The organism is Muriicola sp. E247, from assembly GCF_041358175.1.
Classification (GTDB): Bacteria; Bacteroidota; Bacteroidia; order Flavobacteriales; family Flavobacteriaceae; genus Muriicola.
The window spans coordinates 22752-39864 of the sequence record NZ_JBGKBE010000012.1 but is presented as its reverse complement, the minus strand read 5'-3'; the positions used below and the strand labels follow the sequence as shown (position 1 = coordinate 39864).

The 17113-nt window shown below is 43.6% G+C and carries 17 protein-coding genes; 8 read left to right on the top strand and 9 right to left on the bottom strand.

Annotation, left to right across the window (positions count from 1 at the left end; genetic code table 11):
• Nucleotides 1-2 precede the first annotated feature (2 nt).
• The 6 genes from ACA086_RS13880 to ACA086_RS13855 all read right to left on the bottom strand — a co-directional run bounded on the left by ACA086_RS13880 (nt 3) and on the right by ACA086_RS13855 (nt 5112).
• Nucleotides 3-875, bottom strand: coding sequence for a rhomboid family intramembrane serine protease (locus tag ACA086_RS13880; RefSeq protein ID WP_369748672.1), 873 nt, complete (start codon nt 873-875; stop codon nt 3-5).
• A gap of 4 nt (nt 876-879) precedes the next feature.
• Nucleotides 880-1623: a rhomboid family intramembrane serine protease gene (locus ACA086_RS13875; RefSeq protein ID WP_369748673.1), complete on the bottom strand. Its 744-nt coding sequence runs from the start codon at nt 1621-1623 to the stop codon at nt 880-882.
• Nucleotides 1624-3477 (bottom strand): DNA mismatch repair endonuclease MutL, encoded by a 1854-nt coding sequence (mutL, locus tag ACA086_RS13870; RefSeq protein WP_371003947.1) that lies wholly within the window; start codon nt 3475-3477, stop codon nt 1624-1626.
• Nucleotides 3477-3767 (bottom strand): riboflavin synthase subunit beta, encoded by a 291-nt coding sequence (locus ACA086_RS13865; RefSeq protein WP_369748675.1) that lies wholly within the window; start codon nt 3765-3767, stop codon nt 3477-3479. The genes mutL and ACA086_RS13865 overlap by 1 nt, the downstream gene beginning before the upstream one ends.
• Nucleotides 3768-3862: 95 nt before the next feature.
• Nucleotides 3863-4345, bottom strand: a complete 483-nt coding sequence (gene ribH / locus ACA086_RS13860; RefSeq protein WP_369748676.1) for a 6,7-dimethyl-8-ribityllumazine synthase — start codon at nt 4343-4345, stop codon at nt 3863-3865.
• Nucleotides 4346-4347: 2 nt separating this feature from the next.
• Nucleotides 4348-5112 (bottom strand): tol-pal system YbgF family protein, encoded by a 765-nt coding sequence (locus ACA086_RS13855; RefSeq protein ID WP_369748677.1) that lies wholly within the window; start codon nt 5110-5112, stop codon nt 4348-4350.
• 113 nt (nt 5113-5225) lie between these two features.
• Here ACA086_RS13855 and ACA086_RS13850 point away from each other — a divergent pair, with 113 nt between their 5' ends.
• The 3 genes from ACA086_RS13850 to ACA086_RS13840 are packed head-to-tail and all read left to right on the top strand — an operon-like array spanning nt 5226 to nt 7019.
• A complete protein-coding gene (locus ACA086_RS13850; protein WP_371003944.1) occupies nt 5226-6305 on the top strand; it encodes a DNA replication/repair protein RecF in 1080 nt (359 codons plus the stop codon).
• Between the two features lies 1 nt (nt 6306).
• A complete protein-coding gene (locus tag ACA086_RS13845) occupies nt 6307-6723 on the top strand; it encodes a hypothetical protein (RefSeq protein ID WP_371003943.1) in 417 nt (138 codons plus the stop codon).
• 2 nt (nt 6724-6725) lie between these two features.
• Nucleotides 6726-7019 (top strand): DUF721 domain-containing protein, encoded by a 294-nt coding sequence (locus ACA086_RS13840; protein WP_369748680.1) that lies wholly within the window; start codon nt 6726-6728, stop codon nt 7017-7019.
• A 68-nt stretch (nt 7020-7087) separates the two neighbouring features.
• Here ACA086_RS13840 and ACA086_RS13835 read toward each other — a convergent pair whose 3' ends face one another.
• Complete coding sequence (locus ACA086_RS13835; RefSeq protein WP_369748681.1) at nt 7088-7507, bottom strand: nucleoside-diphosphate kinase; 420 nt, start codon at nt 7505-7507, stop codon at nt 7088-7090.
• A 50-nt stretch (nt 7508-7557) separates the two neighbouring features.
• The gene (locus tag ACA086_RS13830) at nt 7558-8586 is read right to left on the bottom strand and encodes an alkaline phosphatase D family protein (protein WP_371003942.1); all 1029 of its coding nucleotides are present in this window, start codon (nt 8584-8586) and stop codon (nt 7558-7560) included.
• A gap of 129 nt (nt 8587-8715) precedes the next feature.
• On the opposite strand from ACA086_RS13830, the gene ACA086_RS13825 reads away from it, so the two are divergent.
• The 3 genes from ACA086_RS13825 to ACA086_RS13815 are packed head-to-tail and all read left to right on the top strand — an operon-like array spanning nt 8716 to nt 11403.
• Nucleotides 8716-9732 (top strand): bifunctional oligoribonuclease/PAP phosphatase NrnA, encoded by a 1017-nt coding sequence (locus ACA086_RS13825; RefSeq protein ID WP_371003941.1) that lies wholly within the window; start codon nt 8716-8718, stop codon nt 9730-9732.
• Complete coding sequence (gldI, locus tag ACA086_RS13820; protein ID WP_371003939.1) at nt 9729-10280, top strand: gliding motility-associated peptidyl-prolyl isomerase GldI; 552 nt, start codon at nt 9729-9731, stop codon at nt 10278-10280. Before ACA086_RS13825 ends, gldI begins: the two co-directional genes overlap by 4 nt.
• Before the next feature lie 13 nt (nt 10281-10293).
• A complete protein-coding gene (locus ACA086_RS13815) occupies nt 10294-11403 on the top strand; it encodes a peptidylprolyl isomerase (RefSeq protein WP_371003937.1) in 1110 nt (369 codons plus the stop codon).
• Between the two features lie 27 nt (nt 11404-11430).
• Here ACA086_RS13815 and ACA086_RS13810 read toward each other — a convergent pair whose 3' ends face one another.
• On the bottom strand, nt 11431-12888 hold the full coding sequence (locus ACA086_RS13810) for an aminoacyl-histidine dipeptidase (RefSeq protein ID WP_371003982.1): 1458 nt from the start codon (nt 12886-12888) through the stop codon (nt 11431-11433).
• A 72-nt stretch (nt 12889-12960) separates the two neighbouring features.
• Between ACA086_RS13810 and ACA086_RS13805 the strand changes: the two genes are divergently transcribed.
• Both ACA086_RS13805 and ACA086_RS13800 read left to right on the top strand, forming a co-directional pair.
• The gene (locus tag ACA086_RS13805; RefSeq protein ID WP_371003936.1) at nt 12961-14028 is read left to right on the top strand and encodes a DUF3810 domain-containing protein; all 1068 of its coding nucleotides are present in this window, start codon (nt 12961-12963) and stop codon (nt 14026-14028) included.
• A gap of 124 nt (nt 14029-14152) precedes the next feature.
• A complete protein-coding gene (locus tag ACA086_RS13800) occupies nt 14153-17107 on the top strand; it encodes an amidohydrolase family protein (RefSeq protein ID WP_371003934.1) in 2955 nt (984 codons plus the stop codon).
• Nucleotides 17108-17113: the final 6 nt, after the last annotated feature.

Genomic DNA, 17113 nt, shown 5'->3' with positions numbered 1-17113 from the left:
AGTTATTCTTCCTTCCCTGCCTTAAACAGGAAGTCTTTTTCAGCCTTGGTAAGGCTTTCGTAACCCGACTTGCTGATCTTGTCCAATATTGAGTCAATTTTTCGCTGCCGGCTCTCCTTGTCGTAATCTATCTTCGACTTCCCCGACGTATTTTTTTTGCGGTAAACTGTTTTCATAGGAGCCTTTTTCTCACCCGGTTTAAACATAGCTCCCAGGCTATCAAGTAGTTTTGAAAAACCTTCTCCAATATCCCTTCCTTTGGTTAGTTGCCTGGCATATATATATCCCAGAAGGGCGCCCCCTAAATGGGCCAAATGTCCCCCGGGGTTGCTAGCCGGAATCTGAATTAAATCCAACAGGACAAAAAAGGCACCTATATACCAGAGTTTTAGGTTAAAGAATATCACTCGTACTTCCTGGTTAGGGATATAGGAGCAAATAAAGATCAATACGGCCGTAACCCCTGCGGAGGCCCCGATTAAGGCCGATTTGGACCCCATAAATACGGGAAATACATTATAACTCAGAACAAAAAGGAGTCCGCCCAGTATAACACCCAGGAAATAGACATTTATGAGTTTGCGGGCAGAAAAGAGATTCAGAAATATTCTGGCAGAAAAATAGAGAAGCAACATATTCCAGAATAAATGAAAGAAATCTGCATGGAAAAAAGAATAGGTAACAATAGACCAGGGCTGGGTAATGTAGGCCATAAGATCTACAGGTAACTCGAACCACTGCGAAATGGCATTTCCCCTAAAGCCCAGTAAAAAAGGTAATAGGGCATTCAGAATAAATACGATCACATTCACCGTGATCAGTTTCTCTGCGATGCTTAATCGAGCAAATTGATATCGAAGTCCACCATTATTCATAGACCTAGTTCCATCTGTTTTTATTGAACTGGTTTTTCTTCCAGTACCACATCATTATAAATCCAAAAAGAGCACCTCCAACGTGTGCGAAATGCGCAATTCCCTGTCCAAAGATAGAATATCCCGTGACACCTGAAAACAGGTCGAGCCCGATCAATACTGGGATAAAATATTTTGCTTTAATGGGAACCGGAAGAAAAATAAGAAATAGTTCACTATTGGGAAATGACATTCCAAAAGCGACCAATATACCGTAAATGGCACCGGAGGCTCCCACTGCAGGAGTACTGTATGCCATTAAGAAATTATCTATAGTACTTCTTGGTGCGAGTTCATACCAGCCCGTATTAAACTTCCCCTGAGAAATGATATCCATGATCTCCGGCCTGGTCAGTCCCGAGGAGACCAAAACATCTATTCCCTCGGTAAAATAGTAGTAATTTACTGCCGTGTGGATCAGGGCAGCGCCTACCCCTGCGGAAAAATAAAAGAACAGGAATTTATTCTTCCCCCACATCTGTTCCAAAGGGGAACCGAAAGCCCAGAGAGCATACATATTGAAGAGAATATGCATAAATCCTCCATGCATAAACATATGGGATACTACCTGCCATAATGCAAAATTTTCGTTTTCAGGAAACCAGAGAGAAAACCATTGATACATTTGCTCCCCGTATAAAGCCGTGGCTATAAAAAAGATGATATTAATGATAAGGAGGTGTTTGATAGCCCCGGTAAGTCTTCCCATCTAATTAAATTTTTTATCGATTTCGTTCTCGGTTAAAGTGATAAAGATCGGTTTATTAAACGGACTGAGCATGCTTTCCTTACAGGCAAAAAGATCATTGACCAGTGCCAGCTGCGAAAGTGGATCCAATACATCTCCCGAATTAACAGAAACACTTCTGCATAGCGCTTTTGCCAGCATATCCGACTGGGATAAACTATTTGATGTGTTCTCCTGACGATATTCTGCGATCAGGGTATCCAGAACAGAACCCAACTGTTTTTCAGGAACCAGGGGAGGTAAGCCCTTGATATTAATATCTTCTTCACTTGCTAATTCTATAACAAATCCGAGGGTTTGTAAATGATTGTGCAATTCTTGAATTACATTCATTTCAGCTGGGGTAAATTGCAGGGAAACTGGGAATAACAATTGCTGACTCAGGCTTTCCTTCAGTGTCATGTTCCGGAGGAACTTTTCATACAACACCCTTTGATGAGCCCGCTGCTGATCAATAATAAGCATCCCCGATCTGATCGTAGTAACTATGTATTTTCGTCTGAGCTGAAAGGTGGTACCTTCATTTACCTGCTTTTCTTCCGCAGGTGGGAATATTTTTCCTGAAACCGCTTCAGATTCAAAATGAACACTACTAAAGGCTTCTTCCCTGCTCGATTTGGACTCGAGATCCACAAACATATTTTCCCAACCTTCCGTAGAGCGTTTGCCGTACCCTCCCCCCGAACCACCGGAGATCCGAGATTCATGCTGGAAGGGGTTAAAGCCGGGATTCACTGCGATTCCGGGAATATGGGCTTCTTTATTCTGATAGGCATAGGGTGTTTCCAGGTTTTGATCTTTCTCAAAATCGAGCATAGGTGCCAGATGGAACTGCCCGAGACTGTGCTTTACCGCCGACTTTAAAATGGCGTAGAGGGTATGTTCATCATCGAACTTTATTTCGGTCTTAGTGGGGTGTATATTAATATCAATCGATGTGGGATCTACATCCAGGTAGAGGAAATATCCCGGATATGACTCAGGTTTTATCAACCCTTCAAATGCCGCTTGTACAGCGTGGTGAAGATACGGGCTTTTGATAAAACGATCATTGACGAAGAAGAATTGCTCTCCCCTGCTTTTTTTGGAGAATTCGGGTTTGCAAATAAATCCATTGATCTTAACCACCTCGGTTTCCTCCTGTACCGGTACCAGTTTTTCATCTGTCTTATGCCCGAAAACATTGATGATCCTCTTACGCTGGGAGGTCTTATTGAGATGAAACAATTCACTGTCGTTGTGATAGAAGTAGAAACTGATACCCGGGTGAGCCAGGGCTACACGATGAAATTCGTCGGTAATATGCCTGAATTCTACCTTATTTGATTTCAGGAAATTACGTCTGGCGGGGATATTGTAAAAAAGGTTCTTTACCGCAATTGAAGTCCCTTTTGGGGTCACTGATACTTCCTGGGCAACCACCCTGCTGCCTTCAATTCTCAGATGGGTACCCAGCTCTTCCTCTTCCGGCCGTGTCTGCATATCGACATGAGCAATTGCAGCAATTGAGGCCAGTGCTTCACCCCGGAATCCTTTGGTATGCAGCTGAAATAGATCTTCCGCACTTCGGATCTTAGAGGTGGCATGCCGCTCAAAACTGAGACGCGCATCCGTAGGACTCATTCCCATTCCGTTATCAACCACCTGAATAAGGGTTTTACCCCCGTCTTTTACTATAAGTTTAATTTCCTCAGCCCCCGCGTCCACCGCATTTTCCATCAACTCTTTGACAACGGAAGCAGGGCGCTGGACAACTTCTCCCGCCGCAATCTGATTAGCCACATGGTCTGGCAATAGTTGAATGAAATTCCCCATTATTTTGAATAGAATATGGAAAGGTCGAAATCGATAATGTACAAAAAGATGAGGATAAGGACAGCAAGAATCAATAGGAAACGGATATTGTAGTTCCTGTCGGCCCCTCGCCGGAGGTCAGACATCGCGCTGCTGAATTTTGATTTGAGTCCTCTGGGCGGTTCAGCGGTTGTCCTGTACCGATCTAATTTATGCTGTATTTTAAAGGGGTTACCCTCCCCCTTATCATCGTAATATCGCGGTGAATAATTGTATTTCTTGTTCCTTCGCAGTTTTGTAAATCGTCCCATATCGCTCCTCCGTCAAAGGTACTTAAATATCGAAAAAGTGCAGAAGCACAGTTCCCAAAATTTGTTAACATCAAAATTGAGCTGATTGGGCCGGACTATTTCCCGAGAACTGCCATTTTAATCGCAGCAATAGCCGCTTCGGCACCTTTATTTCCGTGTTTCCCCCCACTTCTGTCTTTTGCCTGTTGAAGGGTATCATCGGTAAGTACACAAAAAATAACTGGTGTTTGGGTGATGACGTTCAGGTCTTTAATTCCCTCTGCAGTAGCACTGCAGACAAAATCGAAGTGTGCCGTTTCACCCCTGATTACACTGCCAATGGCAATGATAGCGTCGGGCTTAACCTCTTCAATCATCTTTTTACAACCAAAGGTAAGTTCAAAGCTTCCGGGCACATTCCACCTGATAAGCTGATCTTCTTTAAGGCCGCAATCAAGCAATGTTGAATGTGCTCCCTGGTAAAGACCTTCTGTAATTTCATCATTCCACTCCGATACCACAACCCCGATCTTTAGGTGGGAGGCGTTGGGGATACTCTTTTTGTCGTAGTGAGATAGATTACGGTTAGCAGTGGCCATCTTTACTGAGTTTGGGCCATCCCAATAAAGACATCTATGGTCTGAGCTTCATTGGAATCCGGGAATTCGTCCTTGATGCGCTGAAAATAACCTAATGCCTTGTCCTTCCGGTTAAGTTCAAGAGCAGCCACTCCCGCCTTGTACAAAAACCTTGGGGTAGTAAGGGTATTGGTATCCTCTGCAAAGGCTTTTTCGTAGTATGCCAGGGCATCTTCGGTCTGGCCCAATTGCAGGAATGCATCCCCAATTCCACCCAGGGTAAGGGAGGCCGTGATCTCTTCATCAGGAGATACCTTTTCAAGGTATTCTATAGCCTTGTCGTATTGCTGTAGTTCTTTGTAAGCCATTCCCGCTGCGTAGGTAGCAACATTTGCCGAAGGAGTACCAGAGTACTCTTCTATGATATCGAGATAGCCGTATTTGCCTTCCGCTCCATTGAGAGCAAGCAGGAAAAGAGAATCTTTCTCTGCTGTATTCTGCATGGCTTCATTAAAGTACCTGTTGGGATAGAGCATCTCGTTGGCCGCGCTTGCATTCTTAGGCAGCTGAACAAATTGATTGTACCCCAGATAGGCCAATACAGCAACCGCAATCACTCCTATCACACCCAGGATGTAATTCTGGTTGCGTGCTACCCATTGCTCCGATTTGGAAGCGCTTTCATCAAGAGCACTGAATACTTCAGCAGTGGTACTTCCTTGTTCGGTCAGGGCTTTTTCCTCTTCTTTGTTCTTAGGCTTGTACCCCCTCTTCTTATATGTCGCCATAGTTCCTTTGATTGATCGCGCAAAAATAAAGTTTTTATCGAAAACCGAAGGGTATTTATTTGTTATTTTTGGATAATATTCGGCCCAAAAATCTATTTTCAACACTACTTTTAATGTTTCTTCAGAAGATTTCCCTGCTTAATTATAAAAACTTCAGCGATATCCAATTCGAGTTTGATTCCAAGATCAATTGCTTTGTTGGAAACAACGGCAGAGGGAAAACCAATATGCTCGATGCCATTTATCACTTGTCTTTTGGAAAGAGTTATTTTAATCCCATCGCCACCCAGAATATCAGACACGGGGAAGACTTTTTTGTGATTGAAGGCAGTTTTTCTCTCAATGGAAGGGAGGAAAAAATCATCTGTTCCCTGAAACGCAATGTTAAAAAGGTGATCCGGAGGAATGGCAAGGCCTATGACCGGCTGTCTGAACATATAGGCCTCCTGCCCCTGGTCATTATTTCCCCTGCAGACCGCGACCTCATCATCGAAGGGAGTGAAACGCGCAGAAAATTCATGGATGGGGTCATTTCACAATCAGACCCTGAATATCTGCATGCCCTGCTGAATTACCAGAAGGCGGTTTCGCAGCGAAATGCACTATTAAAATATTTTGCCGCCAACCATACCTATGACCCGAAAACCATTGAAGTATACAACGAGCAATTACACTCTTACGGGCAGCAGATCTATGATAAAAGAGTAGCTTTTACCGAAGAAATCCATCCTATTTTCAAGGAACAGTACCGCCTTATTTCAGGAGATACTGAAGAGGTTAATCTCATTTACAATTCCCGCTTACACGAGGCCAGTCTTGCAGATTTGCTTTTGGCGAATATAGACCGCGACAGGGCGTTGCAATACACCAGTGTTGGGGTGCACAAAGACGATCTCGATTTTGAAATAGGTACGTTTCCCATCAAAAAATTCGGGAGTCAGGGGCAACAGAAATCATTTCTTATCGCTTTGAAATTTGCCCAGTTTAAATTACTTAAAAAGCTGGTAGGCACTACTCCCATCCTGCTGTTGGATGATATTTTTGACAAACTTGACGAAAGTAGGGTGGCGCACATTATATCCCTGGTGGAAGATGATAACTTTGGTCAGATATTTATAAGTGATACCCATGCAGAACGCACGGAAAGAATTATTAAAGAGATACATCAGACCTATAAAATATTCCCTTTATAAAATGAAGCAGCTAACTGTAATTTTATTGATGATCCTATGTATTTCATGTGGACAAAAGGTAGAAAAAGAAGACCTGGAATTTCTAAGCGGGTATTGGGAAATATCTGTAGTTGAATTCCCCTCAGGAGACAAAAAGCGTTACGAGATCAATACTACAGTCGACTACATTGATGTTTCGGGTATGGAAGGATACAGGAAGAAGGTTCAACCTCTTCCCGATGGCAGTTTTATCACTTCAGACGATGCAGAAAATTTTTCGCTCTCATCTAGAGACGATGCGTATATCATGTTGTATAACAATGAGATGAGCGAATGGGAGGAGGAAATTGAACAACTGACCGAAACATTGCTTGTTTTAAAAAATAATGAACAGATTCGTTATATTTATAAGCGCTATCATCCTGTTATCCTCGACTAACTATGGTACGAAAGAAAAACAATGTTTCCATCGGTGAAGCCCTGCAGGAATTTATTTCTTCCAATAAATTGCAGAAGGGTTTAGACAAGGTTTTGGTAAAAGAAGCCTGGGCTTCCCTGATGGGTAATGGCGTAAACAATTATACTACAGGCCTTGACCTTAGAAATGACACCTTATTTGTCTCCCTATCCTCCTCCGTCCTCAGGGAAGAACTCAGTCTGGGAAAATCGAAGATTATCAAACTCCTGAACGAAGAGGTAGGCAGGGAAGTCGTAAAGAAGATAGTACTTAGGTAGATTTCTCACCAAATACAAAAAGGACTCCCTATAATGGAAGTCCTTTTTAAATAATTCTTTTAATCCTTTTAGTAGATTTCCCTACCGGAAAAATGGAAAGCGCCTTCTATGGCTGCATTTTCATCACTGTCCGACCCGTGAACTGCATTTTCTCCGATGTCTTTTGCAAATAATTTTCGGATGGTTCCTTCGGCAGCTTCCGCAGGGTTGGTTGCACCTATCAGGGCCCTGAAATCTTCTACAGCATTATCCTTTTCCAGAATTGCCGAAACAATAGGGCCCCTGGTCATAAAGGTAACCAACTCATCAAAGAAAGGACGCTCTTTGTGGATAGCGTAAAACTCACGAGCATCGCGCTTGCTGAGCTGCGTATATTTCATAGCGATGATCTTAAATCCCGCAGAAGTGATCTTTTCCAGAATAGCACCAATATGTCCATTCTCTACCGCATCGGGTTTGATCATTGTAAATGTTCTGTTTCCTGTCATTCGATAAAAATTTTCGGCAAAAGTACACTATCTGATCGCAACCTACAACATTAATACTCTTGTGATAGATGATTCAGGACCTTTCCTTCATCCCCAATCATTTCCATTTCAACCCTTCTTGAATTAAAATGGATCTGTAGCAGGCCAAAGCTCTTTTTGGCTACCACCTCCCCTATCCTGCTGGGATTTGGTTCTCCTGAAAAACTGGAATACACATGGGTAAGACCGCTGCTGGTAAAATCAATTAAGGGGTAGTTTAAACCCTCAACCGCAGTACCCGAAAATTCTGATATATGGCGGTCTCCGGAAAGAACGATAACACCACTGGCGCCCGATTCTGAAATGGTCTTTTTTAGCCGGTCGACCTCATGAGGAAAATTTCCCCATGTCTCAAATCCGTGTTGATCAGAAAGAAACTGTATACTGCTTACAATAATGTTAAAATCAGCCGTGGAGGAGTTCAGTTCCTTTTCCAGCCAGGTCCATTGTTCATCACCCAAGACGGTACCTTCTCCATAAATCCCGGGTTCATACCTTTTGCCTTTTACCCTGGAAGGGATAAGTGCCGACCTGAAAAATCGGGTATCCAGGACCAGGATCTTAACATCGCCCTCCGGGGTTTGGTAATCATGGCTGGCATATACCCCTTCTCTCCGACGTCTGGGATCGGTTTTGGGTACATCCATAAAATCGAGGAATACCTGCTGACTTTCCCCTTTGGCTTCAAATTCAATTCCTCCATCATTCAGGCCGTAATCGTGGTCGTCCCAGGTGCCAATGACCTCAATTTCTCTGAGGACCTGGGCATAACCGGGCACACTTTTTTGCTCTTCGTACATTTCGGCTATCTTTCCTGGATCATCAGTATCCGCATAGATGATATCTCCTCCCCAGATCCAAACATCCGGTTGTGCAGCCAGTACATCATCCCATAGTCTGTTATTTACATCATGTTTGTTACAGGAACCAAATGCTATGGTGAAGTCTCCCTTAGAAACTTCCTGCTTCTCAGAAAACTGGGTAGTTTTACAATTAATAAATACAACTAAGAGCAGGTAAAGGAGGTATTTTTTTTGCATCGACTTTAAATTTATCACTAAAGTAATTTTTTTTGGAGTTTAATAAATTCAACGATTTAAAAGTTAGTGATAATTTAACCTGATTCAATTTAGTGACGGGTATTTCATATAAATCGTATCTTTGCAGGCATGAATTCAGCAGATGTCCTGGCTTTAAAAGCCTTGCTTAGCACTCCCCAGAAAATTGCTATTATCCCTCATAAAAATCCTGACGGCGATGCTATTGGTGCTGCCTTAGGACTCCATCATTATCTAATAAAAAATGGGCATACTTCTGTAGTGATCAGTCCAAATGATTATCCGGAATTCCTGAAGTGGATGCCGGGTACCAGGAATGTGATGATCTTTGAAAAACAGAACGCACAGGCAAAAGAATTCATCGCATCATCTACCCTCATCTTTACAGTAGATTTCAATGATTTAGGCAGGATCGGACAAATGAAGGAAGTCCTTGAGGAAACAGACACCACCTTTGTGATGGTAGATCACCATCAGAGTCCGGCTAATTACGCCTCAGTCATGTATTCAGACACAAGCATGAGTTCTACCTGTGAGATGATCTTCCATATGATCAAAGCGCTTGGAGGGGTAAATGACATCAACTCAGAAATAGCAGATTGCCTTTATGCAGGCATTCTCACCGACACAGGATCTTTTAAATACGCAGCAACCACAAGCGAAACGCATAGGGTTGTGGCTGCCTTAATAGACAAGGGAGCACGGAGTTCAGAGATCCACAGGGAAATATTCGACACCAACACTCCCAGCAGGTTACACCTTCTGGGTTGTGCCCTTAATAACCTGGTTATCCTTCCCGAGTATTCAACAGCGTACATCACGCTTAGTCAGGAGGAGTTAGACAAACACAATTTTAAAAAAGGGGATACGGAAGGATTTGTGAACTACGGGCTTACCCTTGCAGGGATACGTATGGCGGTCATTTTTATTGAGAACAGAGATGAAGGAATTGTAAAGATCTCTTTTCGGTCTGAAGGTGATTTCTCCGTTAATGAATTTGCTCGTTCCTATTTTGAAGGTGGTGGCCATACCAATGCAGCAGGAGGGAAAAGTACCCGATCCATGGAGGAAACAGTAACCTATTTCCGATCTCTTTTAGAGCAACATAAAAGTGAATTAAACGCATGAAAAAACGAATTCTCTTACTTGCTATTCTCGCGGTCTATGCTTGTCAGGAACCAGTAGCACGTAAACCCGTGAAAGTGAATTCAGGGTCCTTTTTTAAAGAATCTGCCGAAAGGAATAAACGTCTTTTGGCGGCAGAAGAACAAATGATCCGACAGATCATTGATAACGACAGTCTTAAAGAGTACAAAGCCACTGCGGATGGGAGTTGGTATACCTACGAACTTAGCAATGAAGTGAGTAGTTATACCCCACAAACCAACGACATGGTCCGATTTACCTATACCCTTCTGACCTTCGATAATGACACTATTTATACGGAAGAGGAGTTAGGTCTTCAATCGTATAAAGTTGATAAACAGGGATTGTTTCCCGGCTTGAGAAACAGTATCAAACTTTTAAAAGAAGGAGAAAAGGCCACCTTTCTATTCCCCTCATCTCTCGGTTACGGGTATCTGGGAGACAAAAACAAAATTGGTGTGAATGTACCCCTGAAAGCAGTAATTACAATAATTGATATAGAACCAGAAGAAAAAAGTAGTACACCCTAAATTTAATTATTAGATGAAAAAGACCTATTTCTATTACGCAACCCTGTTAATACTCCTTATCGGATGTAAATCGAGTCAGTACACCCATTTGGGCGACGGTATTTTTGCCGACATCAAAACCACAAAAGGTGACATTATTCTCAAACTTGAACACAAAAAAACACCAGTGACGGTAGCCAATTTTGTTTCTCTAGCGGAAGGCACAAATCCATTTGTAAGTGAACAATACAAAGACAAGAAATTCTATGACGGATTGATCTTCCACAGGGTAATGTCTGATTTTATGATCCAGGGGGGTGACCCTACCGCCAGCGGATCGGGCTATCCCGGGTATCGCTTCAAGGATGAGATCATCGATTCACTTCGCCATGATAGGGCAGGTGTTTTATCCATGGCCAATGGCGGACCTAAAACAAACGGTAGCCAATTCTTTATTACTTTAAAACCAACGCCATGGCTTGATGGAAGACATACCGTTTTCGGGGAAGTGGTAGAAGGAATGTCGGTGGTTGACTCCATTGGAAAGGTTGAAACAGGCCAGGGCGACCGTCCGGGGGTAGACGTAGTAATGAACTCGGTTGAGATCATCAGAAACGGCAAAGAGGCCAGGAATTTTGATGCCGTTAAAATTATGAGTGATTATTTTGCGGAGGAAGAGGAGGCCATTGCGGCCATGAAAAAGATGGTTAGCGATTTTGCCCAGGAAATTGCAACTCAAAAAGAAAGTGCAGAAGCACTACCGTCCGGACTAAAATTGATTGTTCTAAAAGAAGGAACGGGTGAGAAACCTAAGATCGGACAAAAAGTGATGGTGAATTATGCAGGTTATCTGGAGGACGGCTCTATGTTCGACAGTAACTATGAGGAAGTAGCAAGAAAATACGAGAGGTATGATGAGGAACGCAAACTCGGAGGAGGCTACGAACCCTTTCCGATGGATTACAGTCCGGATGCCCGACTGATACCCGGTTTTAAAGAAGGGTTACTTTCTATGAAAGTTGGGGACAAAATAAGGGTATTTATCCCACCTCACCTGGGATATGGCCAGCAAGGAAGCGGACCTATCCCACCCAATTCCAATCTGGTCTTCGACCTGGAAATAACAGCTATGTTCGGAGAATAAAATCAGCCCCGCTCAATGCGGGGTTTTTTATGCTTCGGGAATTTCAGATAAAATAGTCTTTAGAAATTTCCAAAATTTTTGAACGGATGAGATCTGGACTCTTTCATCAGGAGAATGCGCCCCTTTAATGTTAGGGCCAAAACTGATCATGTCCATCTCAGGATAATGGCTGCCGAGGATTCCACACTCCAGTCCGGCATGACAGGCGACTACCTCCGGGGATGCCTGGAATAATTTCTTATATTCCTTTACCAGAACCTTTAGGATTTCAGAATCAGGGTCGGGGGTCCAGCCGGGATAATCACCGCTGAGGCGTACCTCGTAACCCGCGAGTTCGAGAACTGAACTAAGTTGGGATGCCAGGTTCATTTTTCCCGACTCTACCGAAGAGCGTGTGAGGCAGCTGATTTTGATATTTCCATTCTGTACTTCAACCCGCGCCAGATTGTTTGAGGTTTCCACCAGGTCATCAATAGTTGTACTCATAGCAAAGACTCCATTATGCAGCCCCTGAACGGCCCTCAATAATCTTCCCTGATCTTCCCTTTTCATGCATTTGCCTGTAAGGTTTTGCTTAGAAAGGGCAATATTGAGCTTGGGTTCGGTCACCCGAAGTTCGTTGCCGATGTTGACAATCATTTCTTCAATCCCGGCAAGCACTTTTACCTCCCCTTCAGAAATAGCAAATCTTGCAACACTTTCCCTTGGAATCGCATTTCTCAGTCCGCCTCCGTCAATTTCGCATAGGTGTATTGAGCCTTCCCCTGTAGCTGCAAGGAGAAGCCTGTTCATTATTTTATTGGCATTACCCAGTCCGCGGTGTATATCCATCCCGCTATGGCCTCCCTGAAGACCATTGACAAGGAGCTGATATCCCTGAGCCCCTGAAGGCAGATCCACTTCTGTATATTTGCCGGTGGCCGTTACATCTATTCCCCCGGCACATCCTATATCGATCTCATCATCCTCTTCGGTGTCGAGGTTGAGCAATATTGACCCCTTTAACAAGTCGCCCTGCAGTCCTTTTGCTCCGGTCATTCCTGTTTCTTCGTCTATGGTAAAAAGCGCTTCCAGGGGAGGATGGGGAACCTGGTCACCGGCCAAAATCGCCATGATCGCGGCTACGCCCATGCCATTATCAGCCCCCAGGGTAGTGCCTTTGGCTTTTACCCAATCGCCATCTACATACATTTCTATACCTTGTTCGTCAAAGTTAAAATCTGTGTCATTATTCTTCTGATGAACCATATCGAGATGGGATTGGAGCACTACCGTTTTTCTGTTTTCCATGCCCGGGGTAGCCGGTTTTCTGATAATTACATTTCCCACGCTGTCCTTAATGGTTTCAAGGCCAAGTGCCTTTCCGAAATCCATCATAAAGGCAATTACCCGTTCTTCTTTTTTTGAGGGACGGGGGACGGCGTTAAGCTTTGCAAAATATTTCCAGACCGATTTAGGTTCTAAGTTTTGAATATCCATATCTATTTCTACTATTTCAGGATCAAAAATACTGAGCCCCTTCGAAACCTACTCATAAAATTGGGTAAATTTACCGACATGAATTACAGGCTGAAAAATGCTATTGTCCTCGCTTTACCTATTCAAATTCTATTGATCGGATGGATCAGTAATTATCCCTCTATCATTGAAGAGTACTACAGCAAGGGGGTTTACCCCATTATTGCATCATCCATGAGGTGGCTCTATGGATGGATTCCCTTTTCCCTGGGCGATGTCATTTATACCCTTTTAGGGCTTCTTACAATCCGATACATTTACACCAAATGGTTGTATATCAGAACGAAACCCTTTGTCTTTCTGCGCAACCTTCTGGTGGTTCTCTCCATCGCCTATTTTACTTTCCATTTACTCTGGGGATTGAATTACTACCGCGAGCCTCTGGCGAAAACACTCGAGCTGCAAAATTCTTATTCTCAGGCGGAGTTGCTCGAATTCACTTCCCGTCTTGCTGAAGAAACAAACAAACTACATTCAAATCTGACCGGAAATGATAGCCTTCAAGTTAGCATTCCCTATACGCATAAAGAGATTTTTGATAAAGTCGCGGGGGATCACAACCCTGTAAGCCTCGAATTTCCGGAATTAAAATACTCCAATCCCAGTATTAAAGCTTCTATCTATAGTCTTGCCCTTACCTATATGGGGTATGGGGGGTATCTCAATCCTTTTACCCTTGAATCCCAGGTAAATAGAAAAATACCTATTTCCAGGTTTCCTGTTGTGAGTTGTCATGAGATGGCCCATCAATTGGGTTATGCGGCTGAAAATGAAGCGAATTTTATCGGCTACCTGAGAGCTTTTAATCATCCGGATCCACTCATTAAATACACAGCACTCACTTATGCCCTCGGCTACTGTCTTGCAGAGGTCAGATACCAGGACGAGGAGAAGTTTCAGGAAATTTACGGGAAGGTTAATCCGGGTATCAAACTGGATTACCAGGAACTGAGTAAGTTCTGGACATCTTATGAAAACCCACTCGAGCCTGTCTTTAAAGAAGTATACAATCGTTTTCTAAAGGCAAATAATCAGGTCGAAGGAATACAAAGCTACAACCAGGTCGTAGCCCTGTTCGTGGCCTACCACCAGCAATCTCCCCTTTAGCCATGCAATCAATTACATACCCTTAAAATTTATACATCATTTCAAATGTTAAAAAAGCGCGAATGAGGTTGTGTTCTAACCAGTTCGTTTATTTTTAGGCTGCTAACTTTAAAATTCAGCCTTTATGAAATTAAAATACCTGATTGTGGCCTTCGCATTCTTATGTGCGATACCCCTCTCTTCACAGGATTACTTCCCCAAAAATGACGGGGTTAAAGCAGAAAACAATAATTACACGGCCCTAACAAATGCCCGGATCTATGTGACCCCCACCCAAATTATTGAGAATGGGGTACTCCTCATCAAAGACGGGAAAGTAGTATCTGCCGGCACATCCGTAAGCATCCCACCCAATAGCGTACAGGTTGATCTTAAAGGAAAGAGTATATACCCTTCCTTTATTGATGTGTATTCCAAATTTGGGGTTGAGCAACCGAAAAGACCTTCAGGGGGTGGTCGATCACCACAGTATGATCCTACTCGCGAAGGATTCTACTGGAATGACCATATCATGCCGGAAACAGACGCGATCAATTCGTATAAATACGATGATAAAAGCGCCAAATCGCTACGCGAGGCAGGATTCGGTGTAGTAAACTCCCATATTCAGGATGGAATTGCCAGAGGAACAGGTGTTTTAGTGGCACTTAAATCTGAAGCTAATGAGGCTGAGAGAATTGTTGATGACAATTCGGCACAGTACTTCTCTTTCGACAAAAGTGTCATAAAGCGTCAGTCGTACCCTACCTCTCTCATGGGTGCAATGGCTCTACTACGTCAGATGTACAACGATGCTTCCTGGTACTCAAAAGGGATGGTAGATACAAAAGACAGGTCGCTCGAAGCCCTGCTGGAGAACAGAAGCATGGTGCAGGTATTTGAGGCTGGCAATGCCGGAAACATTCTTAGAGCAGATAAAATAGGAGATGCCTTTGGTATTCAATATGCGATCCTAGGTGGAGGAAATGAATTTGAACTTATCGACGAAATCAAATCGGCCAACGCTAAATTGATTATTCCGGTAAATTTTCCTGACGCATATGATGTGTCGGATCCGTTTCAGGCAGATTATGTCTCACTGAAAGATATGAGATTCTGGAACCAGGCTCCATCCAATCCGAAGGTCCTGGCTGATAATGGTGTATCCTTTAGTTTTACCCTTCACGAGCTGAAAAGTCCTTCAGCCCTGAAAGAAAAAATCGGTAAGGCAATCGAATACGGTTTATCTGAAGCCAAGGCTCTTGAAGCCCTTACCCTGGCACCGGCCACACTTTTAGGTAAAACTGATCTTATTGGAACACTGCAGCCGGGGCGATATGCCAATTTCCTGATCACCTCGGGGGATGTTTTCGACAAAGAAACCACCCTCTATGAGAACTGGGTCCAGGGACAGAAAAACATTATTAATGCCATGGATCAGAAAGATATCCGTGGAAAATATGATCTGAGGCTGGGAGCAACCACCTATGATCTGGATATAACAGGAGAAGTTTCAAAGCCTAAAGCAGAAGTAAAACAGGACACGATTAAGCTGGCTTCCAAACTGAGCTACGACGCGGACTGGGTTACGATGTCGGTTACGACCTCCGATCGGAATACGTACCGAATGACTGCGAGAATAAGTCCGGATAGTGATAACCTCAGCGGTAAGCTTCTGCTTCCAGATGGGGGCGACTCGAGGTTTACGGCAGTTCGGAAGGAAGGACCCCCAGACTCAGCAGAAAAAAAGGGCGGAGATTCAAAAACTCCGACAATTATGCCGGTAAAATTTCCCAATGTGGGCTATGGTTATACTAAAAAGAAGACAGCTCAGGATATGTTGTTCAGGAATGCTACGGTATGGACTAGTGAAGCGGCTGGTGTACTTGAAAACACAGATGTCCTGGTAAGGAATGGGAAAATATCCCGTATTGGAAAAAACCTGAATGCAGGAAATGCCAGGGTAATTGATGCCAGTGGGAAACACCTCACAGCAGGGGTCATTGACGAACACAGTCATATCGCAGGTCTTGCGATCAATGAGGCCGGGCAAAATTCTTCCGCTGAAGTGAAATTGACAGATGTAGTAGATCCTACTGATATGGACCTCTACCGCAATCTTGCCGGAGGGGTAACTACAGTACAATTACTGCATGGCTCCGCCAACCCTATTGGAGGTCGATCGGCTATTCTCAGACTAAAATGGGGAGAATCGGCAGATAAACTCATATTTGAGAATTCTCCTAAGTTTATCAAGTTTGCCCTGGGTGAAAATGTGAAGCAAAGTAACTGGAACAGCTTTAATCGCTTTCCACAAACCCGTATGGGTGTGGAACAGGTCTTTGTCAATTATTTCCAGCGTGCTAAAGAATACGATGCTTTGAAGAAAAGTGGGAAACCTTACCGCTATGACGAAGAAATGGAAGTCCTGGCCGAGATACTTAATGGGGAACGCTTTATCAGTTGCCATTCCTATGTTCAAAGTGAGATTAATATGCTGATGAAAGTAGCCGAGAAGTTCAATTTCAGGGTAAACACCTTTACCCATATTCTGGAAGGCTATAAAGTTGCAGATAAAATGGCCGAACACGGCGTAGGCGGTTCTACATTCAGTGACTGGTGGGCATACAAATATGAGGTAAATGATGCCATCCCCTACAATGCCGCCATTATGGCTAGTCAGGGCGTAACTGTTGCAATTAACAGTGACGATGCGGAAATGTCGAGACGATTGAACCAGGAGGCTGCAAAAACGGTTAAATACGGCGGGATGTCTGAAGAAGAAGCCTGGAAAACAGTGACTATCAATCCTGCAAAACTTTTACATATCGACGATCGTGTAGGTAGCATCAAAGAAGGAAAGGAAGCCGATCTGGTACTTTGGAATGCACATCCGCTTTCGGTTTATGCCAAGGCCGAAAAAACGATCATCCAGGGAACAACCTATTTCGATCTTGAGGAGGACAAGGCCCTGAGGGAAGCTGTAAAAAAAGAACGTAGCGAACTGGTAAGGATGATGCTCGATGAAAAAGACGGAGGAGGTAAAATGCAAGGACCTGCCCAACGTAAAAAAGAAAGATTTAATTGTGAAAGCTTATAAAATCAG

Bases quoted from the DNA above. Each gene is read 5' to 3' on its own strand.
- ACA086_RS13840 (WP_369748680.1), top strand. From the start codon at position 6,726: ATGGTACGAAAGAAAAACAATGTTTCCATCGGTGAAGCCCTGCAGGAA.
- ACA086_RS13880 (WP_369748672.1), bottom strand. From the start codon at position 875: ATGAATAATGGTGGACTTCGATATCAATTTGCTCGATTAAGCATCGCA.
- ACA086_RS13825 (WP_371003941.1), top strand. From the start codon at position 8,716: ATGAATTCAGCAGATGTCCTGGCTTTAAAAGCCTTGCTTAGCACTCCC.
- ACA086_RS13850 (WP_371003944.1), top strand. From the start codon at position 5,226: ATGTTTCTTCAGAAGATTTCCCTGCTTAATTATAAAAACTTCAGCGAT.
- ACA086_RS13865 (WP_369748675.1), bottom strand. From the start codon at position 3,767: ATGGGACGATTTACAAAACTGCGAAGGAACAAGAAATACAATTATTCA.
- ACA086_RS13815 (WP_371003937.1), top strand. From the start codon at position 10,294: ATGAAAAAGACCTATTTCTATTACGCAACCCTGTTAATACTCCTTATC.
- mutL (WP_371003947.1), bottom strand. From the start codon at position 3,477: ATGGGGAATTTCATTCAACTATTGCCAGACCATGTGGCTAATCAGATT.
- ACA086_RS13875 (WP_369748673.1), bottom strand. From the start codon at position 1,623: ATGGGAAGACTTACCGGGGCTATCAAACACCTCCTTATCATTAATATC.
- ACA086_RS13830 (WP_371003942.1), bottom strand. From the start codon at position 8,586: ATGCAAAAAAAATACCTCCTTTACCTGCTCTTAGTTGTATTTATTAAT.
- gldI (WP_371003939.1), top strand. From the start codon at position 9,729: ATGAAAAAACGAATTCTCTTACTTGCTATTCTCGCGGTCTATGCTTGT.
- ACA086_RS13855 (WP_369748677.1), bottom strand. From the start codon at position 5,112: ATGGCGACATATAAGAAGAGGGGGTACAAGCCTAAGAACAAAGAAGAG.
- ACA086_RS13805 (WP_371003936.1), top strand. From the start codon at position 12,961: ATGAATTACAGGCTGAAAAATGCTATTGTCCTCGCTTTACCTATTCAA.
- ribH (WP_369748676.1), bottom strand. From the start codon at position 4,345: ATGGCCACTGCTAACCGTAATCTATCTCACTACGACAAAAAGAGTATC.
- ACA086_RS13800 (WP_371003934.1), top strand. From the start codon at position 14,153: ATGAAATTAAAATACCTGATTGTGGCCTTCGCATTCTTATGTGCGATA.
- ACA086_RS13835 (WP_369748681.1), bottom strand. From the start codon at position 7,507: ATGACAGGAAACAGAACATTTACAATGATCAAACCCGATGCGGTAGAG.
- ACA086_RS13845 (WP_371003943.1), top strand. From the start codon at position 6,307: ATGAAGCAGCTAACTGTAATTTTATTGATGATCCTATGTATTTCATGT.